Annotated in this window: 22 protein-coding genes; 15 read left to right on the forward strand and 7 right to left on the reverse strand. The window is 73.6% G+C overall.

The window, feature by feature from the left end:
* The first annotated feature begins 37 nt into the window (after positions 1 to 37).
* On the forward strand, positions 38 to 733 hold the full coding sequence (locus ACZ45Q_RS28510) for a GntR family transcriptional regulator (protein ID WP_468266484.1): 696 nt from the start codon (positions 38 to 40) through the stop codon (positions 731 to 733).
* Between the two features lie 197 nt (positions 734 to 930).
* On the opposite strand, the gene ACZ45Q_RS28515 is transcribed toward ACZ45Q_RS28510, so the two are convergent.
* Positions 931 to 1,212 (reverse strand): HPr family phosphocarrier protein, encoded by a 282-nt coding sequence (locus ACZ45Q_RS28515; protein WP_019755624.1) that lies wholly within the window; start codon positions 1,210 to 1,212, stop codon positions 931 to 933.
* Positions 1,213 to 1,437: 225 nt separating this feature from the next.
* Between ACZ45Q_RS28515 and ACZ45Q_RS28520 the strand changes: the two genes are divergently transcribed.
* The 4 genes from ACZ45Q_RS28520 to ACZ45Q_RS28535 all read left to right on the forward strand — a co-directional run bounded on the left by ACZ45Q_RS28520 (position 1,438) and on the right by ACZ45Q_RS28535 (position 6,905).
* Complete coding sequence (locus ACZ45Q_RS28520) at positions 1,438 to 4,245, forward strand: bifunctional acetate--CoA ligase family protein/GNAT family N-acetyltransferase (protein WP_468266486.1); 2,808 nt, start codon at positions 1,438 to 1,440, stop codon at positions 4,243 to 4,245.
* A gap of 140 nt (positions 4,246 to 4,385) precedes the next feature.
* The gene (locus ACZ45Q_RS28525; protein WP_468266488.1) at positions 4,386 to 4,973 is read left to right on the forward strand and encodes a DUF5998 family protein; all 588 of its coding nucleotides are present in this window, start codon (positions 4,386 to 4,388) and stop codon (positions 4,971 to 4,973) included.
* Positions 4,973 to 6,211 (forward strand): alkaline phosphatase family protein, encoded by a 1,239-nt coding sequence (locus ACZ45Q_RS28530; protein ID WP_468266490.1) that lies wholly within the window; start codon positions 4,973 to 4,975, stop codon positions 6,209 to 6,211. Before ACZ45Q_RS28525 ends, ACZ45Q_RS28530 begins: the two co-directional genes overlap by 1 nt.
* A gap of 43 nt (positions 6,212 to 6,254) precedes the next feature.
* Positions 6,255 to 6,905: a thymidine kinase gene (locus tag ACZ45Q_RS28535; RefSeq protein WP_468266492.1), complete on the forward strand. Its 651-nt coding sequence runs from the start codon at positions 6,255 to 6,257 to the stop codon at positions 6,903 to 6,905.
* 59 nt (positions 6,906 to 6,964) lie between these two features.
* Here ACZ45Q_RS28535 and ACZ45Q_RS28540 read toward each other — a convergent pair whose 3' ends face one another.
* Positions 6,965 to 7,768 (reverse strand): VOC family protein, encoded by an 804-nt coding sequence (locus ACZ45Q_RS28540; protein WP_468266494.1) that lies wholly within the window; start codon positions 7,766 to 7,768, stop codon positions 6,965 to 6,967.
* 295 nt (positions 7,769 to 8,063) lie between these two features.
* Between ACZ45Q_RS28540 and ACZ45Q_RS28545 the strand changes: the two genes are divergently transcribed.
* Positions 8,064 to 8,915, forward strand: coding sequence for a sulfurtransferase (locus ACZ45Q_RS28545; RefSeq protein ID WP_468266496.1), 852 nt, complete (start codon positions 8,064 to 8,066; stop codon positions 8,913 to 8,915).
* Between the two features lie 372 nt (positions 8,916 to 9,287).
* On the opposite strand, the gene sepH is transcribed toward ACZ45Q_RS28545, so the two are convergent.
* A complete protein-coding gene (gene sepH / locus ACZ45Q_RS28550) occupies positions 9,288 to 10,340 on the reverse strand; it encodes a septation protein SepH (protein WP_468266498.1) in 1,053 nt (350 codons plus the stop codon).
* A 472-nt stretch (positions 10,341 to 10,812) separates the two neighbouring features.
* Here sepH and ACZ45Q_RS28555 point away from each other — a divergent pair, with 472 nt between their 5' ends.
* On the forward strand, positions 10,813 to 11,688 hold the full coding sequence (locus tag ACZ45Q_RS28555) for a hypothetical protein (protein WP_468266500.1): 876 nt from the start codon (positions 10,813 to 10,815) through the stop codon (positions 11,686 to 11,688).
* Here ACZ45Q_RS28555 and ACZ45Q_RS28560 read toward each other — a convergent pair.
* Both ACZ45Q_RS28560 and ACZ45Q_RS28565 read right to left on the reverse strand, forming a co-directional pair.
* Positions 11,612 to 12,937, reverse strand: coding sequence for a D-arabinono-1,4-lactone oxidase (locus ACZ45Q_RS28560; RefSeq protein ID WP_468266502.1), 1,326 nt, complete (start codon positions 12,935 to 12,937; stop codon positions 11,612 to 11,614). The genes ACZ45Q_RS28555 and ACZ45Q_RS28560 overlap by 77 nt on opposite strands.
* Positions 12,891 to 14,135: an MFS transporter gene (locus ACZ45Q_RS28565; RefSeq protein WP_468266504.1), complete on the reverse strand. Its 1,245-nt coding sequence runs from the start codon at positions 14,133 to 14,135 to the stop codon at positions 12,891 to 12,893. Before ACZ45Q_RS28565 ends, ACZ45Q_RS28560 begins: the two co-directional genes overlap by 47 nt.
* Before the next feature lie 197 nt (positions 14,136 to 14,332).
* Between ACZ45Q_RS28565 and ACZ45Q_RS28570 the strand changes: the two genes are divergently transcribed.
* Together ACZ45Q_RS28570 and ACZ45Q_RS28575 are read left to right on the forward strand one after the other, a co-directional pair.
* A complete protein-coding gene (locus ACZ45Q_RS28570) occupies positions 14,333 to 15,460 on the forward strand; it encodes a ferrochelatase (protein WP_468266506.1) in 1,128 nt (375 codons plus the stop codon).
* A 17-nt stretch (positions 15,461 to 15,477) separates the two neighbouring features.
* The gene (locus ACZ45Q_RS28575; RefSeq protein WP_468266534.1) at positions 15,478 to 16,293 is read left to right on the forward strand and encodes an inositol monophosphatase family protein; all 816 of its coding nucleotides are present in this window, start codon (positions 15,478 to 15,480) and stop codon (positions 16,291 to 16,293) included.
* A 205-nt stretch (positions 16,294 to 16,498) separates the two neighbouring features.
* Here ACZ45Q_RS28575 and ACZ45Q_RS28580 read toward each other — a convergent pair whose 3' ends face one another.
* Positions 16,499 to 16,672, reverse strand: coding sequence for a hypothetical protein (locus ACZ45Q_RS28580; RefSeq protein WP_468266508.1), 174 nt, complete (start codon positions 16,670 to 16,672; stop codon positions 16,499 to 16,501).
* A gap of 419 nt (positions 16,673 to 17,091) precedes the next feature.
* Between ACZ45Q_RS28580 and ACZ45Q_RS28585 the strand changes: the two genes are divergently transcribed.
* The 4 genes from ACZ45Q_RS28585 to ACZ45Q_RS28600 all read left to right on the forward strand — a co-directional run bounded on the left by ACZ45Q_RS28585 (position 17,092) and on the right by ACZ45Q_RS28600 (position 20,643).
* On the forward strand, positions 17,092 to 17,745 hold the full coding sequence (locus tag ACZ45Q_RS28585) for a response regulator transcription factor (protein ID WP_007387794.1): 654 nt from the start codon (positions 17,092 to 17,094) through the stop codon (positions 17,743 to 17,745).
* Positions 17,746 to 17,751: 6 nt separating this feature from the next.
* Complete coding sequence (locus ACZ45Q_RS28590; protein WP_468266510.1) at positions 17,752 to 18,987, forward strand: sensor histidine kinase; 1,236 nt, start codon at positions 17,752 to 17,754, stop codon at positions 18,985 to 18,987.
* Between the two features lie 404 nt (positions 18,988 to 19,391).
* Positions 19,392 to 19,688 carry a DUF4193 domain-containing protein gene (locus ACZ45Q_RS28595; RefSeq protein ID WP_003993510.1) on the forward strand — a complete coding sequence of 99 codons (297 nt, stop codon included), beginning with the start codon at positions 19,392 to 19,394 and terminating at the stop codon, positions 19,686 to 19,688.
* A gap of 13 nt (positions 19,689 to 19,701) precedes the next feature.
* Positions 19,702 to 20,643, forward strand: coding sequence for a hypothetical protein (locus tag ACZ45Q_RS28600; protein ID WP_468266512.1), 942 nt, complete (start codon positions 19,702 to 19,704; stop codon positions 20,641 to 20,643).
* Positions 20,644 to 20,886: 243 nt separating this feature from the next.
* On the opposite strand, the gene ACZ45Q_RS28605 is transcribed toward ACZ45Q_RS28600, so the two are convergent.
* Positions 20,887 to 21,348, reverse strand: a complete 462-nt coding sequence (locus ACZ45Q_RS28605; protein ID WP_468266514.1) for a DUF3093 domain-containing protein — start codon at positions 21,346 to 21,348, stop codon at positions 20,887 to 20,889.
* Between the two features lie 58 nt (positions 21,349 to 21,406).
* Here ACZ45Q_RS28605 and ACZ45Q_RS28610 point away from each other — a divergent pair, with 58 nt between their 5' ends.
* Positions 21,407 to 21,991: a PaaI family thioesterase gene (locus tag ACZ45Q_RS28610; protein ID WP_468266516.1), complete on the forward strand. Its 585-nt coding sequence runs from the start codon at positions 21,407 to 21,409 to the stop codon at positions 21,989 to 21,991.
* Positions 21,988 to 22,551, forward strand: coding sequence for a dUTP diphosphatase (dut, locus tag ACZ45Q_RS28615; protein ID WP_468266518.1), 564 nt, complete (start codon positions 21,988 to 21,990; stop codon positions 22,549 to 22,551). Before ACZ45Q_RS28610 ends, dut begins: the two co-directional genes overlap by 4 nt.

The following is a 22,551-nucleotide window of genomic DNA, read 5'->3' on the forward strand; positions in this document are numbered from 1 at the left end:
TCATCGGCGTTGCACGGGACCATCGCGGAGGTGGGTCATGCGTATTCCGGCGCACTCGGTCTGCACGGCGATCCGGGACGACATCGTCGCCGGTGTCTACGAGCGCGGCAGCCGGCTCACCGAGGAACTCCTGGCGCGCCGCTACGGCGTCTCCCGCGTCCCCGTGCGCGAGGCCCTGCGCACCCTGGAGGCCGAGGGCTTCGTGGTGACCCGGCGGCACGCGGGCGCGTGCGTGGCCGAACCCACCGAGCAGGAGGCCGCCGACCTGCTGGAGATGCGGCTGCTGCTGGAGCCCCTCGGCGCCGCACGGGCCGCCCAGCGGCGCACCGACGCCCACCTCAAGGTGCTGCGCGGCCTGGTCCGGCTGGGGCAGGCCCGCGCCCGGCAGGGCACCAGCGACGACCTGCGCTCCCTGGGCGGCTGGTTCCACGAGACGCTCGCCCAGGCCTCGGGCAGCCCCGCGCTGGTCGCGGTGCTGGCCCAGCTGCGGCACAAGATCGCCTGGATGTACGCGGTGGAGGCCCCGGCCGGGCCGGTGGAGGCCTGGGCCGAGCACGGCGCGATCGTCGACGCCGTGGCCCGAGGCGACGGCGAGCGGGCGCGGGCGCTCACCGCGCTGCACGCCGAACGGTCGTCGTCGGCGCACCGGCTGCGGTTCGCCCCGGGCGGTGAGCGGACGGCCGGTGTGAGAAGTCCGCAACGTGCCGTAAACACACCGGGCCTGCGGAATTAACGGCGGCGCCGTATACAAAGAGAGTCCCTTTCGAGGGGGCTTCTTCGTGCTGCCGGAAATCAATTGTTGTCGCCCGGTGGTGGCGCGCGGGGAAAAGAAAAAGCGAAGGGCCCGCCCGGTGATTCGGGCGAGCCCTTCGGCGGTGCGTGCCGATATCCGGCACCGTTAACCGGCACCGTTCGAGCGCGAGGAGGCGCTCAGACGGTTTCCGGAAGCTCCTCGAGCCCCTCGGAGACCAGCTTCGCCAGACGGTCCAGGGCGGCGTCCGCGCCCTCGGCGTCGGAGGCGAGGACGATCTCCTCGCCACCCTGGGCGCCCAGGCCCAGGACGGCCAGCATGGAGGCCGCGTTGACGGGGTTGCCGTCGGCCTTGGCGATCGTCACCGGGACGCCTGTGGCCGTGGCGGCTCGGACGAAGATGGAGGCGGGGCGGGCGTGGAGACCCTCGGCCCAGCCGACGTTGACGCGGCGCTCAGCCATGTGTTGCTGCCCTTCAGGTGTTCAGGGTTGTCTAGACCAGTTTCCCATATCGTGAAGCGTGCCCCGAGCGGCGCGCACCGCTCCGGGACGACGGTCGGACCGCGGCCTCGGCCCGACCTCGTCATCGCACATGACGTCCTTGTCCTCTCGACGCCCGGTCCCGCCGGTCGTCACCCCACAGACTGCCCCGCGCCGCTGTCGGGCGCGAGCCGTACTCTGGGGCCCATGCAGACCTCGCCGGACCGGCACGAGTACCCCGCCCACTGGGAAGCCGACGTGGTGCTGCGCGACGGCGGCACCGCGCGCGTCCGCCCCATCACCGTCGATGACGCCGAGCGCCTGGTCAGCTTCTACGAGCAGGTTTCCGACGAGTCGAAGTACTACCGCTTCTTCGCGCCGTACCCCCGCCTGTCCGCCAAGGACGTCCACCGCTTCACGCACCACGACTTCGTGGACAGGGTGGGACTCGCGGCCACGGTGGGCGGCGAGTTCATCGCCACCGTACGCTACGACCGGATCGGCCCCGACGGAACACCCGCCTCGGGACCCGCCGACGAGGCCGAGGTCGCCTTCCTCGTCCAGGACGCCCACCAGGGCCGCGGCGTCGCCTCCGCGCTGCTGGAGCACATCGCCGCCGTCGCCCGCGAGCGCGGCATCCGCCGCTTCGCCGCCGAGGTGCTGCCCGCCAACACCAAGATGATCAAGGTGTTCACGGACGCCGGGTACACCCAGAAGCGCAGCTTCGAGGACGGCGTGGTCCGCCTGGAGCTCGACCTGGAACCCACCGACCGCTCCCTCGCCGTGCAGTACGCGCGCGAGCAGCGCGCCGAGGCCCGCTCCGTGCAGCGCCTCCTGGCCCCCGGCTCCGTCGCCGTCATCGGCACCGGTCGCACCCCCGGCGGCGTGGGCCGCAGCATCCTCGGCAACATCCGCGACGCCGGCTTCACCGGCCGCCTCCACGCGGTCAACCGGGCCTTCCCCGAGGACCTGAAGGACCTCGACGGCGTGCCCGCCCACCGCTGCGTGCGGGACATCGACGGCCCCGTCGACCTCGCCGTCGTCGCCGTCCCCGCCGAGCGCGTCCCCGAGATCGTCACCGCATGCGGCGAGCACGGCGTGCAGGGCCTGGTCGTGATCTCCGCCGGGTACGCGGAGAGCGGCCCCGAGGGACTCGAGCGCCAGCGCGCCCTGGTGCGGCACGCGCGCACGTACGGCATGCGGATCATCGGGCCCAACGCCTTCGGGATCGTCAACACCTCGCCCGGGGTCCGGCTCAACGCCTCCCTCGCCCCCGAGATGCCCCGCCCCGGCCGCATCGGCTTGTTCGCCCAGTCCGGGGCCATCGGCATCGCCCTGCTCTCCCGGCTGCACCGGCGCGGCGGCGGGGTGACGGGTGTCACGGGAGTGTCGACCTTCGTCTCCTCCGGCAACCGCGCCGACGTCTCCGGCAACGACGTCCTCCAGTACTGGTACGACGACCCGGACACCGACGTCGCCCTGATGTACCTGGAGTCCATCGGCAACCCGCGCAAGTTCGCCCGCCTGGCACGCCGCACGGCCGCGGCCAAGCCGCTGGTCGTGGTGCAGGGCGCCCGCCACCGCGGGGCCGCCCCGCAGGGCCACGCCGTGCGCGCCACCCGGCTGCCCCACGAAACCGTCTCCGCACTGCTGCGGCAGGCCGGCGTGATCCGCGTCGACACCATCACCGACCTGGTCGACGCGGGGCTGCTGCTCGCCCGGCAGCCGCTGCCCGCCGGCCCGCGCGTGGCGATCCTCGGCAACTCCGAGTCCCTCGGCCTGCTCACCTACGACGCGTGCCTCGCCGAGGGGCTGCGCCCGCACCCCCCGCTGGACCTGACCACGGCCGCCGCCCCGGACGACTTCCACGCGGCCCTGACCCGCGCCCTGGCCGACGACACCTGCGACGCCGTCGTCGTCACCGCCATCCCGACCGTGGGGGAGGGCACCTCCGGCGACGCCGCCCTGGCCGAGGCGCTGCGCTCGGCGGTGGCCGCCGCGCCCGCCAAGCCGGTCCTCGTGGTCCACGTGGAGCTGGGCGGCCTCGCCGAGGCCCTGTCCGCCGCGGCCAGCACCGCGCCCCAGGCCGCCCCCGGCGCCCCGCCGGCCCCGCCCGAGCAGCGCCCGCCCGCCGTCCAGGCCCCCGAGGGCGACCACCTCATCCCCGCCTACCCCGCCGCCGAGCGCGCCGTCCGCGCCCTCTCCCAGGCCGTCCGCTACGCCCAGTGGCGTCGCGAGGCCGCCGACCCCGGCAAGGTCCCCGAGTACGAGGACATCGACGAGAAGGGAGCCGCCGCGCTGATCGGCGGCCTCCTCGCCCGCGGCCAGGGCCTCACCCTCGGCACGGACGAGACCTGCGAGCTCCTGGGCCGGTACGGCATCCGCGTCCACCGGGCCCTGCCCGCCCCCACCGCCGACGACGCGGTCGCCGCCGCGCGCGGCGTCGGCTACCCGGTCGCCCTCAAGGCCACCGCCCCGCACCTGCGCCACCGCGCCGACCTGGGCGGCGTACGCCTGGACCTGGCGGACGAGGATCAGCTGCGGCGCGCCTACGAGGAGCTGACCGGGCTGTTCGGGACCCCGGAGGAGCTGCGCCCGGTCGTGCAGGCCATGGCACCGCGCGGGGTGGACACGGTCGTGCGGGCCGTCATCGACCCGGCGGCCGGGGCCGTGCTGTCCTTCGGGCTCGCCGGTGCCGCGACCCAGCTCCTCGGCGACATGGCCCACCGCCTCGTCCCGGTCACCGACCGCGAGGCCGCCTCCCTGGTCCGCTCCGTCCGCACCGCCCCGCTCCTGTTCGGCTGGCGCGGCTCGGCCCCCGCGGACACCCCCGCCCTGGAGGAGCTGCTGCTGCGGGTCTCCCGCCTGGTCGACGACCACCCCGAGGTCGTCGCGGTCACCCTCGAACCGGTCGTCGTCGCCCCGCAGGGCCTCAGCGTCCTCGGCGCCTCCGTCCGCCTCGCCCCGCCCCCGGCCCGCGACGACCTCGGCCCGCGCACGCTCCCGGCGTACTGACGGCACGCGCTCCCGGGCGCCCCGGCGGCACCGCCCGGGAGCCACGGGCCGCACGCCCCCGGCGTCCGGCTCTCGCACAGCCGTACGGAGACCCGACGAGCGGTGCCTCGCAGTCAGTGGGCCCCCGTAGGATGGAGCGCATGGCCAAGACCAGTACGACGACCCAGGGGCTGCGTGCGGCGATCGAGCGCAGCGGCTACTACCCGGCCCTCGTGGCCGAGGCGGTGGAGGCCGCCGTGGGCGGCGAGCCCGTCCGGTCGTACCTGGTCCACCAGGAGACCACCTTCGACCAGAACGAGGTCCGCCGGCACGTGACCGTGCTGGTGCTCACGGACAACCGCTTCATCGTCAGCCACACCGACGAGCAGGCCGCCGACGACACCTCCCCGACGCCGTACGCCACGACGTCCACGGAGTCGGTCAAGCTCGGCCGGATCTCGTCGATCGTCGTCAGCCGGGTGGTCGCCAACCCGGAGCAGTACAAGCCGGGCACCCTGCCCCGCGAGATCGTGCTGACCATCGGCTGGGGCGCCGTCTCCCGCATCGACCTGGAGCCCGCCGCCTGCGGCGACCCCAACTGCGAGGCCGACCACGGCTACACGGGCAGCTCCACGGCCGACGACCTCAGCCTGCGCGTCAGCGAGGCCGGGGACGGCCCGGAGACGGTGCGCCAGGCGCTCGCCTTCGCCCAGGCCCTCTCCGAGGCGACCGCGGACACCGGCCGCTGATGTCCCACCCGTCGCCCCCCGCCGCCCACGACCGAGGCCGCTCCGAGCCCGTCCCCACCGCCTGGGACACCGACCCCGAGCCGCTGCCCGTCGCCTCCGCACCCGTGCCCGAGTACGGCGGCGGCTCCCTCGCCGACCTGCTGCCCACCCTGGCCGCGGGCCTCGGCGTCCCCGGCACGGCCCCCGCCATCGAGGAGCTGACCCCGGCCGACCGCGCCTGCGTCTTCCTGATCGACGGGCTCGGCTGGGAGCAGCTGCGGGCGCACCCGGAGGACGCCCCCTTCATGACCTCGCTGCTGGGCAGCTCCCGCGGCGGCACCGGCCGCCCGATCACCGCGGGCTACCCGGCGACCACCGCCACCTCCCTCGCCTCCGTCGGCACCGGCCTGCCGCCGGGCGCCCACGGCCTGCCCGGCTACACCGTGCGCAACCCGGACACCGGCGAGCTGATGAACCAGCTGCGCTGGCAGCCCTGGACGGAGCCGCGGGCCTGGCAGCCCCGCCCGACGGTCTTCCAACTGGCCCACGAGGCCGGGGTGCACGCGGTGCAGGTATCCTCCCCGCACTTCGAGAACACCCCGCTGACCAAGGTCGCGCTCAGCGGCGGCACCTTCCTCGGCAGGCTCTCCGGCGAGGAGCGCATGGACCTCGCCGCCGAGCAACTGGCCGCCGGCGACCGCTCCCTGGTCTACACGTACTACGCCGAGGTCGACGGCGCCGGCCACCGCTTCGGCGTCGACTCCGACACCTGGCGCGGCCAGCTCGGCCACGTCGACCGGCTGGTGCAGCGCCTGGCCGAGCAACTGCCCCCGCGCAGCGCCCTCTACGTCACCGCCGACCACGGCATGGTCGACGTGCCCTTCGACGAGGAGCACCGCATCGACTTCGACGAGGACTGGGAGCTGCGCGCCGGTGTCGCCCTGCTCGGCGGCGAGGGCCGCGCCCGCCACGTCTACGCCATCCCCGGCGCGCAGAACGACGTCCTGACCTGCTGGCGCGAGGTGCTCGGCGAGCAGTTCTGGGTGGCCTCGCGGGACGAGGCGGTCGCGGCCGGCTGGTTCGGCCCCGAGGTGGACGCCCGCGTGTACGAGCGCATCGGCGACGTGGTCGCCGCCGCCCGCGACGACGTGCTGCTCATCGCCTCCGAGCGGGAGCCGAAGGAGTCGGCGATGGTCGGCAACCACGGCTCGATGACCCCTGCCGAGCAGCTGGTCCCGCTGCTCGAAGTACGCTCCTGACGCCCGCCGTGCCCCTACTTCGCCGAAAGGTGCCCATCCCCCCATGCCCGAGCTGGTGTTCTTCTCCGGAACGATGGACTGCGGGAAGTCGACGCTGGCCCTCCAGATCGAGCACAACCGGGCGGCACGCGGCCTTCAGGGCCTGATCTTCACGCGTGACGACCGCGCGGGGGAGGGGAAGCTGTCCTCCCGGCTCGGCCTGGTGACCGAGGCGGTCGAGGCGGCCCCCGGGCTGGACCTGTTCGCCTATGTCGTCGACCAGATGTCCCGTGGCGGCAGGGTCGACTACCTGATCGTGGACGAGGCCCAGTTCCTCGCCCCGGAGCAGATCGACCAGCTGGCCCGGGTGGTGGACGACCTGGACCTGGACGTCTTCGCGTTCGGCATCACCACCGACTTCCGCACCAAGCTGTTCCCCGGCTCCCAGCGGCTGATCGAACTGGCGGACCGGATCGAGACCCTCCAGGTCGAGGCGATGTGCTGGTGCGGAGCCCGCGCCACCCACAACGCCCGTACGGTCGGCGGCGAGATGGTCGTCGAGGGCGAGCAGGTCGTCGTCGGCGACGTGAACCGCCCCGCCGCGGAGGTGGGTTACGAGGTGCTGTGCCGCCGCCACCACCGGCGCCGGACGACCAGCGCGTCGGCCCGGGCCGGCGTCCTCTCCCCGGACGTCCTGCCGGTCGCCCCCGGCTGACCTGCGGGCGAAACGCCCCGCGCCTCAGCTGTCCCGCACGTGCCCGGCGGCCCGGCCGGTCACCGCCCGCTCTGCACCAGCGCGAACCGCGCCCCCTCCGGATCGGCCACCATGGCCTCCCGGCCGTGCGGGGTCTGGCGGGGCGGCGTGAGGACGTGGCCGCCCAGGTCGGTGAGCCGCTCCACGGCCTCGTCGGTGTCGGCGACCTCGAAGTACGTCACCCAGTGCGCCCCGCGGTCGCGGGGCAGGGCGGAGCCGACGCCGTGGATGCCGGCGACGGGTCGGTCGCCGACGGACAGGGTGACGTAGTCGAAGTCGGCGGAGACGACCGGCTCCTGGCGGTGCCCGAACACCGTCTCGTAGAACTTGGCCACGGTCGCCGACTCGAAGGTCAGCAGTTCGTTCCAGGCGGGTGTGCCGGGCACGCCGGTGACGGCCGTACCGAGGTGCTCGGCCGCCTGCCAGGCCCCGAACACGGCACCCGACGGGTCGGCCCCGATCAGCAGCCGCCCGGCCTCGGCCGCGTCCAGCGGGCCCACGCCGACGGTGCCGCCGCACAGCCGGACCGTGTCGGCCGTGCGGTCGACGTCGTCCGAGGCGAAGTACGGGGTCCAGGCGATCGGCAGCTGCCGGTCCGGGGGCAGCCGGCCGATGCCCGCCACTTCCTTGCCGTCGAGCAGTGCCCGCGCATAGGGGCCGAGCTGCTGCGGTCCCGGCTGGAACTCCCAGCCGAACAGCGCCCGGTAGAACTCCTGGGTCGCGGCCGGCCCGTGCACCATCAGACTCACCCAGCAGGGCGAGCCGGGCGCGTGCCGGGTGTTCTCCTCGCCGTCGGGGTCGGCCGGACCCGGTGCGTCGGTCATCGTCACTCTCTTCTCGGCCCCTCGCGGCGCCGTGTCGCTTCCGCTCTGACGGACCCCCGTGCCGATGCTGGCACCACCCCCGGTGCCGCGTGCCACCGGCGCGCCCCGCGGTGACCCGGCTGTCCGGAGAATGCCTGATGTGCGGTGTGTTGTCGCTTTCCGCGCCATGGCCGACGGGTGTCGATCGGCTGTACAGCATGTGTCCGATCCCGTACGCGTCGTGATCGGGAGTGTCCGGCGGGCAGAGTAGCCCGACATCGGCGCGGCGGCCACCCGGTACGCCAGGATGGTGGCCATGAACGCCATCATCTCCGCATCAGACCTCGCGACCGACCTGGCGGGCGGCGACCCGCCGGTGCTGCTGGACGTCCGCTGGCAGCTCAGCGTGGCCCGCGCCGCCGGTGAACCGCCGTTCGACGGGCGGGCCGAGTACGCGGCCGGGCATCTGCCCGGTGCGGTCTTCGTCGACCTGGACGCCGAACTCGCCGGTGCGCCCGGCCCCGACGGCCGGCACCCGCTGCCCGACCTGGAGGTGTTCGGTGCCGCGATGCGCCGCGCGGGCGTCTCGCCGGCCCGCCCGGTGGTCGTCTACGACGGCGGCCAGGGCTGGGCGGCGGCCCGCGCCTGGTGGCTGCTGCGCTGGACCGGTCACCCGGACGTGCGGGTCCTCGACGGCGGGTTGCCGGCCTGGCACGGCCCCCTGTCCACGGACGTCCCCACGCCGGAGCCGGGCGACTTCCGGCCGGCGCCGGGTGATCAGGGGGTGCTGGACGCCGACGGCGCGGCGGCCCTGGCCCGTTCCGGTGTGCTGCTCGACGCGCGCGCGGGGGAGCGGTACCGGGGTGAGGTGGAGCCCATCGACCGGGTCGGCGGGCACATCCCGGGCGCGGTGTCGGCGCCGACGAACGAGAACGTCGGGCCCGACGGGCGGTTCCTGTCCGCCGAGGAACTGCGCGCCCGCTTCAAGGGGCTGGGCGCCGGCGAGGGCGCCGAGGTGGGCGTGTACTGCGGCTCGGGCGTCTCCGCCGCCCACCAGGTGCTGGCCCTGGCGGTGGCGGGCATCCCGGCCGCGCTGTACGTGGGTTCGTGGTCGGAGTGGTCCTCGGACCCACGGCGCCCGGTGGCCGTCGGCCCGGACCCGCAGTAGGCCCACGGGCCCGCGCCGGACCGCACGCGCACGCGTGCGGAACCGGGCCGTTCGCAGTGGCCCTGAGGAAGCGGCGCGGTCGCAGCGCTCGTGACGAAGCGGCCCCTGCTGGGCCGGCCGCGCCGAACGCACCCGCGGCAGCATCGCGCCGAAACGGACCCTGCGCAGCGCCCAGGCCCAACGGACCCTGCGCAGCGCCCTGGCCCAACGGCCCCTTCGCACGCGTCGCGGCCCGACGGACCCGTCGCAGCCGACCCGGCGAAACGGGCCCGGTGCGGCGGTCGCCGCGAAGCGGTCGAGTCGCAGCAGTCGTGGCGAAGGGGGCGCGCCCCAATGAGGACGCGCCCCCTTCGCCCGGGTGCGTGCGGTTGGTTACTCCTGCTTCTTGCGTCGCGTGCCGAAGACGATCTCGTCCCAGCTCGGCACGGCCGCGCGGCGGCCCGGACGGACGCCGTCCGCCTCCGCCTGCCGGTCGGTGGAGCCGATCAGCCGGTCGCGGTGGCTGCCCACCGAGCGCGGCATGAGCACGTCGGCGTACGCGGAGCCGGCGCCGGCCGACGCCGCGGGGGCCGGCGGCTCCTCGGCCGCCGGTTCCTCCTCGGGCTCCTCCGGGGGTTCGGCGGAGGCCGACGGGAGCTCGGGGACGACCAGATCGCCCCGGAAGCTCGGCACCGCCTCCAACAGGCTGGTCAGCGAGTCCCGTTCACCGCTGCCGGTGCTCTCCTCGGCGGGCTCGGACGCCTGCGCGGGCAGGCTCGGCCGCTCGCGGTCCGCGGTGCGGTCCAGCGGGCGGTCGCGCGGCAGCCGGGCGATGCGCGGCACGAACGGGAAGCTGGGCTCGGGCGCCGCGAGGTCGTCGGACTCCCCGATCAGCGCACGCGCCTCGTCGTCCACGGCCTGGACCAGCCGCCGGGGCGGGTCGTAGGTCCAGCTCGCCGAGTGCGGTTCGCCCGCGACGCGGTAGACCAGCAGCACCTCCCAGGTGCCGTCGTCCCGGCGCCAGGAGTCCCACTGGACGGTGTCCTTCTCGGCGCCGCGCAGCAGCAGCCGCTCCTGGACGGCCTCGCCGAGGGGCGGCCCGGAGTTCTCGCCGGGGCGGCGGACGGGGGTCTTGCGGGCCCGCTCGGCCATGAACGCCCGCTCGGCCAGCACCGGGCCCTCGAACCGGCGTACGCGGTCGACGGGGATACCGGCCAGCTGGGCGACCTCCTCCGCGGTCGCACCGGCGCGTATACGCGCCTGGATGTCGCGGGGGCGGAGGTGGCTCTCCACCTCGATCTCGATCTGGCCGAGGCGGGGACGGTCACCGCGCACGGCGGCGCGCAGGCGTTCGTCAATCGGAAGCGTGTACTCCGTTGCGTCCGCAGCCTTCAGCACCAGCCGTGTGCCGTCATTCGAGACGGCCACGACACGCAGTTCGGGCATGGGGACCTCCCGGGTGGTGCCTGCCGACGTCACGTGCGTCGCTGCTTCCGCTCTGTCGAGTGTGGCCTGCCCGGGTGCAGCCTGCCACAACCTTGCCGAGTTGCCCGGCGTGTCGGGCGCGGGCCCTGGATCGCCGTTATGGCACGGTTACCTATTCGCAACGCTAAGTGACCAACTCCGTCACCCTGTGCAACTAGCCCCTTCCCGGCGGACCTTGACGGTCCCGTACCCCCTGACGGGAGACCGGACCCAGGGCTCGCAACAGTACTCCATTCGGGCCACGTGCGTGGATTGGCACGCCGTCCGACTTCCGGCAAGAGGGGCCTCTCGGCCGCCCCTGGCCGGATCCGCGCGATCTTGGACGTGGCGTACTTCACGCAATCACCAGAAACGGAACTAACGGATTCGCCCGTACGTCCCTTTCTCGTGCAGTTGATCAATCGCGTACGGGAAAGACAGGCAAGATCCGGTGATGCGTGAAAGGCCCGAAGTCGGCGGCGACGGCGGTGATGTCCAGGACCGGGAGGGGCAGGAGGAGGGGGAGACCGGGACCCGGCGGCTCGACCTGAGCGTGCCCCAGGTGGCCGGCAGCGCCCTCGCGGCGGTGGTGGCCGCGAAGCTCGCCTCGTCCTTCGGCGTGTACGGCACCATCCTCGGCGCCGGCCTGATCAGTGTCGTCGCGACCTGCGGAGGCACCCTCTTCCAGCACTTCTTCCAGCGCACCGGTGAGCAGTTGAAGGTCAGGCGGTCCGGCGAGCGGGCCCGCGGCACGGTGGCGGTGGCGGCCGGTCCCCGGCCGCGCGCGCAGCGGCCCCCGGCCCCCGGCGCGTTCACCGAGGGCACCGTCTACCGGGCCAGGGTCCGCGGCTGGAGGCGTCCGCTGGTCGCGGCGGCCGTGGTCTTCGGCGTCACCATGGCCGGCATCACGGCGTACGAACTCGCCTCGGGTCACAGCCTCAGCGGCGGCGGCAGCACGACGGTCGGCGCCGCCCTGGCCGGCGGCGGCAAGTCCGGCCCGGACTCCGGCAGTTCCCAGGAGAAGGACGAACCGGACGACTCCGGCCCCTCGAGCGGTCCCTCCGACCCCGGCACCGGCGGCCGGACGCCGTCCGGCACGCCCTCCGGTACGCCCGACGGGTCCGGCGCCGGCACGCCGCCCGGCGCCGGCGGCACCCAGAGCAGTGGTACGACGCCGGAACCGGAGCCCACCCCGACCGCGACCGGCGACCGGCAGACCGGCGACGCCACCGACCCGGCCCCCGAGCCGTCGGCTACGCCCCCAGGACCCTCCGCAGATAGTCGTTCCGAAACCGCCGCTCCGGGTCGAGACGGTCCCGCAGCGCCGTGAACTCACCGAACCGCGGATACACCCGGGAGAGGTACCCGGCGTCCCGCGTGTGGATCTTCCCCCAGTGCGGACGGCCCTCGTGCGCCGTGAAGATGCGCTCGGCCGCGGTGAAGTACGCCTGGTAGGGCGTCCCGCGGAACATGTGGACGGCGACGTAGGCGGTGTCGCGGCCCGAGGCGGTGGACAGCGTGATGTCGTCGGCCGGGGCGGTGCGCACCTCGACGGGGAAGCTGATCCGGAGCCGGGAGCGGTCCACCATGGCCTTCAGCTCGCGCAGCACCTGGACGGCGGCGGCGCGCGGAACCGCGTACTCCATCTCCACGAACCGCACCCGGCGCGGCGATGTGAAGACCTTGTACGGGATGTCGGTGTAGGTGCGCGCCGACAGCGCCCGGCTGGAGACTCGCGCGATCGCCGGGATGGCGGCGGGCGCCGCACGGCCGACCAGATTGGCCGCGTGGAAGACGCCGTTGGAGAGGAACTCGTCCTCGTACCACCCCTGGAGCGCGCCCACCGGCTGCTCCGGGCCCGCGCTGCGGTTGTTGCGCTTGGTGTTGGTGTTCCCGGTGTGCGGGAACCAGTAGAACTCGAAGTGCTCGTTCTCGGCCCACAGCTCGTCGAAGCCGGCCAGGACCCGGTCGAACGGCATCGGCTCCTCGCGGGCCGTGAGCAGGAAGAGGGGCTCCACGGCGAACGTGATCGCCGTGACGATCCCCAGGGCGCCGAGGCCGATCCGCGCGGCGGCGAAGACCTCCGGGTTCTCCTTCTCGGAGCAGGTCAGCACCGAACCGTCCGCCGTGACCAGCTCCAGGCCGCGTATCTGGGCGGCGATCGAGGCCGAGTCGCGGCCCGTGCCGTGGGTGCCGGTGCCGGTCGCCCCGGAGACCGTCTGCTCCATGATGTCGCCCATGTTGGTCAGCGACAGGCCCTCCCGCGCGAGCGCCCTGTTGAGCCTCTTGAGCGGGGTGCCGGCCTCGACCGTGACGGTCATGGCCGTGCGGTCGATCCCGCGTATCCCCGTCAACAGTTGAGGGCGGATCAACACCCCGTCCGTCGCCGCTATGGACGTGAAGGAGTGCCCGGAGCCGACGGCCTTGACCGGCAGTCCGTCCTCGGCCGCCTCGCGCACGGCGTCGGCCAGTTCCTCGACCGAGGCGGGGGTCACCTCCCGCGCGGGGCGGGCGGCGACGGTGCCGCCCCAGTTACGCCATGTGCCGTTCCTGCCGCTCGCCGTGCGTGTGCTGCTCAACGGTCCCTCCCCGACGCGAAGCCGGCCGCGTGAGCCGGCGGTACCCGAGGAAACCGACCGCGACCGCGACGGCGCCGGCGACCGCCGGAACCCCGTACCCGGCGCGCGCCCCGGCGGCGTCGATCACCCAGCCGCTCACGGCGGAGCCGAGCGCGACCCCGACCGCGAGCCCGGTGCTCACCCAGGTCATGCCCTCGGTCAGCTGCGCGCGTGGTACGTGCTCTTCGATGAGGGACATCGTCGTGATCATCGTCGGCGCGATGGACAGACCCGCGACGAAGAGCGCCACGGCCAGAAGCGGCAAGTTTCCGACCAGTAGGAGGGGGATCATACTCACGGCCATCGCACACACACCCAGCAGCCAGCGGCGCTCGGGCGCTCCCGCGAACCGCATCAGACCGAAGGCCATGCCGGCCACACAGGACCCCGCCGCGTACAGGGCCAGCACGACACTGGCGGCGGCCTTGTGCCCCTCCTCCTCGGCGAAGGCCACGGTGACCACGTCGACCGCACCGAAGATCGCCCCGGTCGCCACGAACGTGCCCACCAGGACCTGGAGGCCGCCGGAGCGCAGCGCGCTGCCGCCGCCGTGCCGCTCGCGCGGGTGCGGCTCGGGCTCCGTGGCGCGCTGGGCGGTCAGCCAGAAGACGCCGGTCGCCAGGAAGCAGCCCGCCAGCAGCGGCCCCGCCTCCGGGAACCACGCCGTGGACAGACCGATGGAGGCGATCGGCCCGAAGATGAAGCAGACCTCGTCCACCACCGACTCGAAGGAGTACGCGGTGTGCAGCTGCGGCGTGCCCCGGTAGAGCGCGGCCCAGCGGGCCCGGACCATCGCGCCGACGCTGGGCACGCACCCGATGCCCACGCAGCACACGAACAGCACCCAGTCCGGCCACCCGTAGTGCGCGGCGAACAGCAGCGCCGCCGCGGCGATGAGCGAGACCAGCGTCGCCGGGCGCAGCACCCGCCGCTGCCCGTGCCGGTCGACCAGGCGGGACACCTGGGGACCGGCCACCGCGGCGGACAGCGCGATGGTGGCGGACAGCGCGCCGGCCAGCCCGTAGCGGCCGGTGAGCTGCGAGATCATGGTCACCACGCCGATGCCCATCATCGACAGGGGCAGCCGGCCGAGGAAGCCCGCGGCGGAGAAGCCCTTGGAGCCGGGGGCGGCGAACAGGGCGCGGTAAGGGCTTGGCAACGGGGTCTCCGGGGAGCGCTCAGCGAGCCGCGGAAGGCTCGGCGAAGAAGGCTGGTTACGGCTCAGTAAGGTGCGAACGCAGCTGATACAGGTTACCGGTTAGGTCACCCTTACGCACCCCCTTTGCGAGGTGCCCCGCACCCCCGGGCGGCCCCCGCCGTTTCCCGGCTGTCAGTGCCGGGTGGCAGGATCGAGACATGCCAGACGTGCTCGATGCCAGCCCCTATGACGCCCTGCTCCTGCTCTCGTTCGGCGGCCCGGAGGGCCCGGACGACGTGGTCCCCTTCCTGGAGAACGTGACGCGCGGGCGAGGCATCCCCACCGAACGCCTCAAGGAAGTCGGGCAGCACTACTTCCTCTTCGGCGGGGTCAGCCCGATCAACGACCAGAACCGTGCCCTGCTGGACGCTCTGCGCAAGGACTTCGCCGAGCACGGCCTGGACCTGCCCGTCTACTGGGGCAACCGCAACTGGGCGCCCTATCTGACCGACACCCTGCGCGACATGGTCCGCGACGGCCGGCGCCGCATCCTCGTCCTCGCCACCAGCGCCTACGCCTCCTACTCGGGCTGCCGCCAGTACCGCGAGAACCTCGCCGACGCCCTGGCCACGCTCGAGACCGAGGGCCTGGAGCTGCCGAAGACCGACAAGCTGCGGCACTACTTCAACCACCCGGGCTTCGTCGAGCCCATGGTGGACGGCCTGGTGGAGTCCCTGGCCGACCTCCCCGAAGAGGTCCGCGACGGCGCCCACATCGCGTTCACCACCCACTCCATCCCGACCTCCGCCGCCGACACCTCCGGCCCGGCCGAGGAACACGGAGACGGCGGGGCGTACGTCCGACAGCACCTGGACGTGGCCCGGCTGATCGCCGACGCCGTCCGCGAGCGCACCGGCGTCGACCACCCCTGGCAGCTCGTCTACCAGTCCCGCTCCGGCGCCCCGCACATCCCGTGGCTGGAGCCCGACATCTGCGACCACCTCGAGGAGCGGCAGGCCGCCGGGGCCCCGGCCGTCGTCATGGCCCCCATCGGCTTCGTCTCCGACCACATGGAGGTCCTCTACGACCTCGACACCGAGGCCAAGGCCAAGGCGGAGGAGCTGGGGCTGCCGGTCCGCCGCTCGGCCACCGTCGGCGCCGACCCGCGCTTCGCCGCCGCGATCCGGGACCTGGTCCTGGAGCGCGCCGCCCACGAGCGCGGTCAGGAGGTCACCCCCTGCGCCCTCGGCGCCCTCGGCCCGAGCCACCACCTCTGCCCGGTCGGCTGCTGCCCGGCCCGCGCCCCGCGCCCCGCCGCCGCGGGCGCCGACAGCCCCTACGCGTGAGGAGCCCCGTGACCGACGTGACCGACCCCCTGCACGCGGAACTGCTCCGGCTCGCCCAGGAGGCCGCCGCCCGCGCCGGCGACCTGCTGCGCGACGGCCGTCCCGCGGACCTCTCGGTCGCCGCGACCAAGTCCAGCACCGTCGACGTGGTCACCGAGATGGACATCGCGGCCGAGAAGCTGATCACCGGCCTGATCGCCGAGCGCCGTCCGGACGACGGCATCCTCGGCGAGGAGGGCGCCTCCACCGAGGGCACCAGCGGCGTCCGCTGGGTGATCGACCCGCTCGACGGCACGGTGAACTACCTCTACGGCCTGCCCACGTGGGCGGTCTCGGTCGCCGCCGAACAGGACGGCGAGACCGTCGTCGGCGTGGTCGCGGCGCCGATGCGGCAGGAGACGTACCTGGCCGTCCGGGGCGCCGGCGCCTGGGCCACGGGCCCCTGGGCGGGCGAACGGGCCCTCGCCTGCCGCCCCTCCCCGCCCCTCGACCAGGCCCTGATCTCCACCGGCTTCAACTACGTCGCCGAGGTCCGCGCCCACCAGGCCGACGTCGCCCGGCGGCTGATCCCGCGGGTGCGCGACATCCGGCGGGGCGGCTCGGCCGCGATCGACCTGTGCGACGTGGCCGCGGGCCGGCTGGACGGCTACTACGAGCGCGGGCTGCACCCGTGGGACATGGCCGCGGGCGACCTGATCGCCCGGGAGGCGGGCGCGCGCACCGGTGGACGCCCCGGTGAGCGCCCGTCGGGCGACATGGCGATCGCGGCCTCACCGGGCGTCTTCGAGCCCCTCCAGGGGCTCCTGGAGGACGCGGGGGTCTGGCGGGGCTGACCCCCGCCGTCCGGGCCGCCCGCGGGGCCACTCCCGCCGTCGCCGGCGAACGGCCCAGCCAGAGGGACGACCCAGCCTGAGGGACGACGCCGGCGGCGAGGAGACCCCGGCGGCGAGGAGACCCGTGGCAGCGCGAAGGCAGCGAAAAGACCCCGGCGCTGGATCTCGCCGGGGTCTTTCGCTGTTCGGTTCGTTCGCGGGCGGGTCAGACGCCGGACGTGCCGACCTCGACACCGTGCTCGGCAGCGAGGCGGCGGAGGTCGTCCAGCTCGCCCAGCTCCACCTCGACGAGGAAGTCGTCGCCCTCGTCACGGGCCCGCGACAGGTCGGACTCGGTCGCCTTTATGCGCTGCAGAAGTCCTGCGGTGAAAGCGTCCATGCTGCGCCCCCTCGTCCTGGGTCGTGGGTCGATGGCACGGGGGTGTGCCGTTCGGAAGGGGCGATCACGTCTGACTGAGGGCGCCCGGCGCACCGCTTCGCCGGGCGGCGACGGTGCCGGGCACCCCCGCCCGCCCTGCGGGAAGCGGACAGCTGCGCACCGCTGGTCGTGCGGTACGGCAGAGCGTGATCGCGGGGTGTAAAGCCGTCCTCCCCCAGCTCCCTTCCGCGGAAACCTCAACCACGCGAGAAAATCCCGCATTCCCCCCAGCGCGGTCCGGGGCCGGCCGGCGCCCTCGGCCGCCTTACAGCCGACTTATGGCCGAAAAGGGCAGGATGGAGGCAACACACCCACCAGACCCCTGCCCGCGCGTGCCCGGAGCGGCTCCCGCGCGGGTGGACACAGGAAGGACAAGCGACGTGCGCGTACTCGTCGTCGAGGACGAGCAGCTGCTCGCCGATGCGGTGGCCACCGGACTGCGCCGGGAGGCCATGGCCGTCGACGTCGTGTACGACGGTGCGGCCGCCCTGGAGCGCATCGGCGTCAACGACTACGACGTGGTCGTCCTCGACCGCGACCTCCCGCTCGTGCACGGCGACGACGTCTGCCGCAGGATCGTCGAACTCGGCATGCCCACGCGTGTGCTGATGCTCACGGCGTCCGGCGACGTCAGCGACCGGGTCGAGGGCCTGGAGATCGGCGCCGACGACTATCTGCCCAAGCCGTTCGCCTTCAGCGAGCTGATCGCGCGTGTGCGCGCGCTCGGCCGGCGTACCAGCGTGCCGCTGCCGCCCGTCCTGGAGCGCGCCGGCATCAAGCTGGACCCCAACCGCCGCGAGGTGTTCCGCGACGGCAAGGAGGTGCAGCTGGCGCCCAAGGAGTTCGCCGTCCTGGAGGTGCTGATGCGCAGCGAGGGCGCGGTGGTCTCCGCCGAGCAGCTCCTGGAGAAGGCCTGGGACGAGAACACCGACCCGTTCACCAACGTGGTCCGGGTGACCGTCATGACCCTGCGCCGCAAGCTGGGCGAGCCGCCGGTGATCGTCACCGTGCCCGGCTCGGGTTACCGGATCTGATCGCCCATGGCCTCCACCCCCACACCCGCGCCTCCCCAGACACCGCCGAAGCCCACCTGGGACCCGCGCCAGCCGGCACCGTTCCCGTGGCTGCGGCCGACCATCCGGATACGGCTCACGCTGCTGTACGGCGGCATGTTCCTGATCGCCGGCATCCTGCTGCTGTCGATCATCTACCTGCTGGCGGCCGAGGCGATGAACGTCGGCAGCGACCTGCCCTTCGAGATCACCGACGGGCACGTCACCAGCAGCGTCTGCGACCTGCCGCGGCAGGCGCCGCCCAGCGAGTTCAACGACGCCATGAACGCCTGCGTCAACGAGCAGCGCCGGCACGCCCTGGACAGCCTGCTCAGCCGCTCGCTGCTGGCCCTCCTCGGCCTCGCCGTGATCGCCTTCGCCTTCGGCTACGCCATGGCCGGCCGGGTCCTGTCGCCGCTGGGCCGCATCACCCGCACCGCCCGCGCGGTGGCCGGCTCCGACCTCTCCCGCCGGATCGAGCTGGACGGCCCGGACGACGAGCTGAAGGAGCTGGCGGACACCTTCGACGACATGCTGGAGCGGCTCCAGCGGGCGTTCACCGCCCAGCAGCGCTTCGTCGGCAACGCCTCGCACGAGCTGCGCACCCCGCTGGCGATCAACCGCACGCTCCTGGAAGTGCACCTGTCGGACCCGAACGCGCCGGTGGAGCTCCAGCAGCTCGGCAAGACGCTGCTGGCCACCAACGAGCGCAGCGAGCAGCTCGTCGAGGGCCTGCTGCTGCTCGCGCGCAGCGACAACCAGATCGTCGAGCGCAAGCCGGTGGACCTGGCGGAGGTCGCCACGCAGGCGATCGACCAGGTGCGCGCCGAGGCGGAGGCCAAGGGTGTCGCGATCCGCGGTGAGCGGGCGCCGGCCGTCGTGCAGGGCAACGGCGTGCTGCTGGAGCGCATCGCGTTGAACCTGGTGCAGAACGCCGTGCGCTACAACGTCGCCGAGGACGGCTGGGTCGAGGTCACCACCGAGGTCGAGCACGGACAAGCGGTCCTGGTCGTCACCAACACCGGGCCGGTCGTGCCGGCGTACGAGATCGACAACCTCTTCGAGCCGTTCCGCCGGCTGCGCACGGAGCGGACGGGCAGCGACAAGGGCGTCGGGCTCGGTCTGTCCATCGCCCGGTCCGTGGCCCGGGCGCACGGCGGCCACATCTACGCCCAGCCGCGCGAGGGAGGTGGGCTCGTGATGCGGGTGACCCTGCCGATCTGAGATCATGACCTCGATCGCCTGGCCGCCCTCGGGAATGTTCGCTTTGCGCGTAATTTCCGGGCCGTCGACCCTGTCGGCCCATGTGTGATCGATCACAACGGCGATTTTCCGGCCATCTACTCTCCGTGATCATGCACCCTGTCGGAAAGTCGGGATAATCCGGGTTTTCCGGTGCCCTGATCACGGGAAGTACACGGTGAGGCGCCTTTGAGGTGCGGCAATCGGACCGTGTACGGTCCCCTTCGCCATCCAAGCCGATCACTCATGAGGAGTCCGGTTGGGTGTCGATTGAGTAACAGACCTTGATGTGAGGCAAAATCTCCGCCTCGGGTCGGGCACAAGTCCGGCCTCTCACGCGTTACGTGCGCTGGAGACACCGCAGACACCCAGAGGGGGAGAGCGACATGGCAACCGATTACGACACTCCACGCAAGACCGACGACGACGTCGACTCGGACAGCCTCGAAGAACTCAAGGCCCGGCGGAACGACAAGTCGGCCTCCGCCGTGGACGTCGACGAGTTCGAGGCCGCAGAGGGCCTCGAGCTTCCCGGCGCCGACCTCTCGAACGAGGAGCTGGCCGTTCGAGTTCTTCCGAAGCAGCAGGACGAGTTCACGTGCATGAGCTGCTTCCTGGTACACCACCGCAGCCAGCTGGCCCGGGAGAAGAACGGCCAGCCGATCTGCCGCGACTGCGACTGAGGCGGGGTCGGCCGTGACTGGCTCGACCCCTCCTTGGAAGCGCCGCTTCTCCAAGCGGGGAGCGGACCAAGGGCCGTCCGACGGCCCGCACCGCGCGCGTGACGACGAGCGAGGCCCGACCGATCAGGGAACGGCCTCGCTCGAACCGGCTGCCGGCCCGAGCGACCGGAGTGACCTCCCGGTCCCCACGGCGGCTCCCGCGCCCGCTGCCCGACGCCGGGCGGCGGTGTTCCGGGAGAGGGCCGGCGACGGCATTCGCAAGGGCGGCGACCGCGCCAGGACGGCCCTGGCGCATCTCGCCGACCGGATCATCGACATCGCGCCACGGGTCCCCGTACGGGACCTGGCGACGCTCCGCAAGCAGTTCCCGGGCCTCGGCCCCGAGGAGCTGGCCGACCGGCTCGTGGCCGGTGCCGCCAAGGGCACGGCGACGGTCGGAGCGGGGATCGGCGCGGCGGCGATGCTGCCCGTGCCGCCGGCCATGCCCGCGGAACTGGCCGCGGAGGTCACCGGCGTCGCGGCGATCGAGCTGAAGCTGATCGCCGAACTCCACGAGGTCTACGGCCTGCGCCCGCCGGGCGCGCTCACCCAGCGCAGCACGGCGTATCTGAACGCCTGGTCCGACGAGCGCGGCATCGACGTCACCAAGCCGTCGACCATCGGCGCGGCGATGAACGGCCACATGAAGCGCCAGCTGCGGCAGCAGATCATGAAGCGGATGGTGCGCAACCTGCCCAACCTGATGCCGTTCATGGTGGGAGCCGCCGTGGGCGCCGTGATGAACCGCCGCGACACCAGAAAGCTCGCCGCGCGCATCCGGGACGACCTGCGCAAGCGCCAGGTGCCGTGGGACGCGCTGCCGGACCTGCCGGCCCTGGAGACGCCGCCCGACGCCCTGGACATGGGCGAGGCCCCGAAGCGGCTCGGGCGCGGCCCGGGATTCGGCGACCGCTGACCGGTCCCGACGAGGAACACGTCGACGCGTCCCCCTGAGCCCCGAGCGGCACGGGACGGGGTGACCCCCGAGCGGCAGGGGAGGAGCCGGGAGAGGCCAGGGCCGTACCGGGACCGACGACGCGGCCCGGGACCCGGGAACCCGCCCGCCTCCGAACTCCCTCGGCGGGAGGCGCCCGCACACCGACGGCGGACGGCACAGGGGTGCGTCAGCCGCCGGCGCGGGGCACCCCGCGCACCCCGGCTACGCCGCCGCCCTCGCCGCCCGCAGGGCCTCCGCCAGGCGTTCCGGCTCCCGGGTCGACAGGTAGAGGTACGGCGTCGGGTCGTCGGGGTCGGTGACCTCCACCCGCAGTGCCGTCGGGATGTAGGCGCGCAGCAGCAGGAAGGCACGGGTGTCGGCCTTGTAGGTGCGCCAGGCGCGGGCCTCCTCCGCGTCGAGCACCTCCGCCTCGCCCAGCGCCGCCACCGGGATCCGGGCGTCGCCCGCGATCAACGCGTCGCCCACGACGCGGATGCGGACCGAGCCGTAGGAGCTGGCGGCGACGGCCGCCACCGCCGTGCCGCCGGCCAGCCCGCCGAGCATCGGCAGCGTGCCGAACGGCAGCAGGATCAGGGCCGCCGCGAGCCCCAGCAGAAAGGAACCGAACCACCAGGAACGGGGCGCGGTGAGACGTTCTTCGTACGGGGTGGCGGAGAGCTGCATGGAGCCAAGCTTGGCACGGGATCGGCGCAGGGCCGACGCGCGGGTAAGGTCTGCGCCTGTGAGTGGTACTTCCGCAGCTCTTCAGCCCCCCGCCGACGCGGCGCGACCCGTTCGGCACCCCGACGCCCCCGCTCCCGGCGAACTGCTCGGCGCCCACTACGGCCAGTGCTTCGGCTGCGGCGGCGACCAGCCCCACGGACTGCACCTCCAGGCGCGGGCCGGCGAAGGGGTGTCGATCACCGCCGAGTTCACCGTGCAGCCCTCCCACCAGGGCGCCCCCGGCCTGGCGCACGGCGGCGTGCTCGCCACCGCACTGGACGAGACCCTCGGCTCGCTGAACTGGCTGCTGCGGACCATCGCCGTCACCGGACGGCTGGAGACCGACTTCCTGCGGCCCGTCCCGGTGGGCACCACGCTGCACCTGACGGCCGAGGCGACCGCGGTCGCCGGACGCAAGATCTACTCCACGGCCACCGGCCGGATCGGCGGCCCCGACGGCCCCGTCGCCGTGCGCGCCGACGCCGTGTTCATCGAGGTCAAGGTCGAGCACTTCGTCAACCACGGCCGCGAGGAGGAGATCCGCGCCGCCATGGACGACCCGGACCAGCTCCGTCGCGCCCGCGCCTTCGAGGTGAACCCGTGAGCCGCGCGCCGCTCGACATCCTGCTCAGGCGCGTCGACCCCGACGTACCGCTCCCGGCGTACGCGCACCCCGGCGACGCGGGCGCCGATCTGCGCACCACCGTCGCCTGCGAACTCGGCCCCGGTGAGCGGGCCGTCCTGCCCACGGGCGTGTCTGTGGCGCTCCCGGAGGGGTACGCGGCCTTCGTGCACCCGCGTTCCGGCCTCGCCGCCCGCTGCGGTGTCGCCCTCGTGAATGCCCCGGGGACGATTGATGCCGGGTACCGTGGGGAGATCAAGGTGATCGTGGTGAATCTCGACCCGCGCGAAGCCGTGCGGTTCGAGCGCTTCGACCGGATCGCCCAACTGGTCGTCCAGCAGGTCGAGAGGGTCCGCTTCCGCGAGGTCGCGGAGCTTCCCGACTCGGCACGGGCCGAGGGGGGCTTCGGGTCCACCGGTGGCCACGCCGGGACGGGGCCTGCAAGCGGCACAACAAGCGGCACAAGCGGTCAGGTCGCCGAGGGCGGCCCGACGGGTGGGAATCGATACGCTTCGGTCGTATCCGACCGGGAAGGACAGTGA

The organism is Streptomyces sp. NPDC031049, assembly GCF_055571015.1.

Coding starts and splice junctions, on each gene's coding strand:
- ACZ45Q_RS28535 (WP_468266492.1), top strand. CDS start 6,255: ATGCCCGAGCTGGTGTTCTTCTCCGGAACGATGGACTGCGGGAAGTCG.
- ACZ45Q_RS28595 (WP_003993510.1), top strand. CDS start 19,392: ATGGCAACCGATTACGACACTCCACGCAAGACCGACGACGACGTCGAC.
- sepH (WP_468266498.1), bottom strand. CDS start 10,340: ATGCCCGAACTGCGTGTCGTGGCCGTCTCGAATGACGGCACACGGCTG.
- ACZ45Q_RS28520 (WP_468266486.1), top strand. CDS start 1,438: ATGCAGACCTCGCCGGACCGGCACGAGTACCCCGCCCACTGGGAAGCC.
- ACZ45Q_RS28510 (WP_468266484.1), top strand. CDS start 38: ATGCGTATTCCGGCGCACTCGGTCTGCACGGCGATCCGGGACGACATC.
- ACZ45Q_RS28555 (WP_468266500.1), top strand. CDS start 10,813: ATGCGTGAAAGGCCCGAAGTCGGCGGCGACGGCGGTGATGTCCAGGAC.
- ACZ45Q_RS28570 (WP_468266506.1), top strand. CDS start 14,333: ATGCCAGACGTGCTCGATGCCAGCCCCTATGACGCCCTGCTCCTGCTC.
- ACZ45Q_RS28525 (WP_468266488.1), top strand. CDS start 4,386: ATGGCCAAGACCAGTACGACGACCCAGGGGCTGCGTGCGGCGATCGAG.
- ACZ45Q_RS28545 (WP_468266496.1), top strand. CDS start 8,064: ATGAACGCCATCATCTCCGCATCAGACCTCGCGACCGACCTGGCGGGC.
- ACZ45Q_RS28540 (WP_468266494.1), bottom strand. CDS start 7,768: ATGACCGACGCACCGGGTCCGGCCGACCCCGACGGCGAGGAGAACACC.
- ACZ45Q_RS28515 (WP_019755624.1), bottom strand. CDS start 1,212: ATGGCTGAGCGCCGCGTCAACGTCGGCTGGGCCGAGGGTCTCCACGCC.
- ACZ45Q_RS28605 (WP_468266514.1), bottom strand. CDS start 21,348: ATGCAGCTCTCCGCCACCCCGTACGAAGAACGTCTCACCGCGCCCCGT.
- ACZ45Q_RS28530 (WP_468266490.1), top strand. CDS start 4,973: ATGTCCCACCCGTCGCCCCCCGCCGCCCACGACCGAGGCCGCTCCGAG.
- ACZ45Q_RS28580 (WP_468266508.1), bottom strand. CDS start 16,672: ATGGACGCTTTCACCGCAGGACTTCTGCAGCGCATAAAGGCGACCGAG.
- ACZ45Q_RS28590 (WP_468266510.1), top strand. CDS start 17,752: ATGGCCTCCACCCCCACACCCGCGCCTCCCCAGACACCGCCGAAGCCC.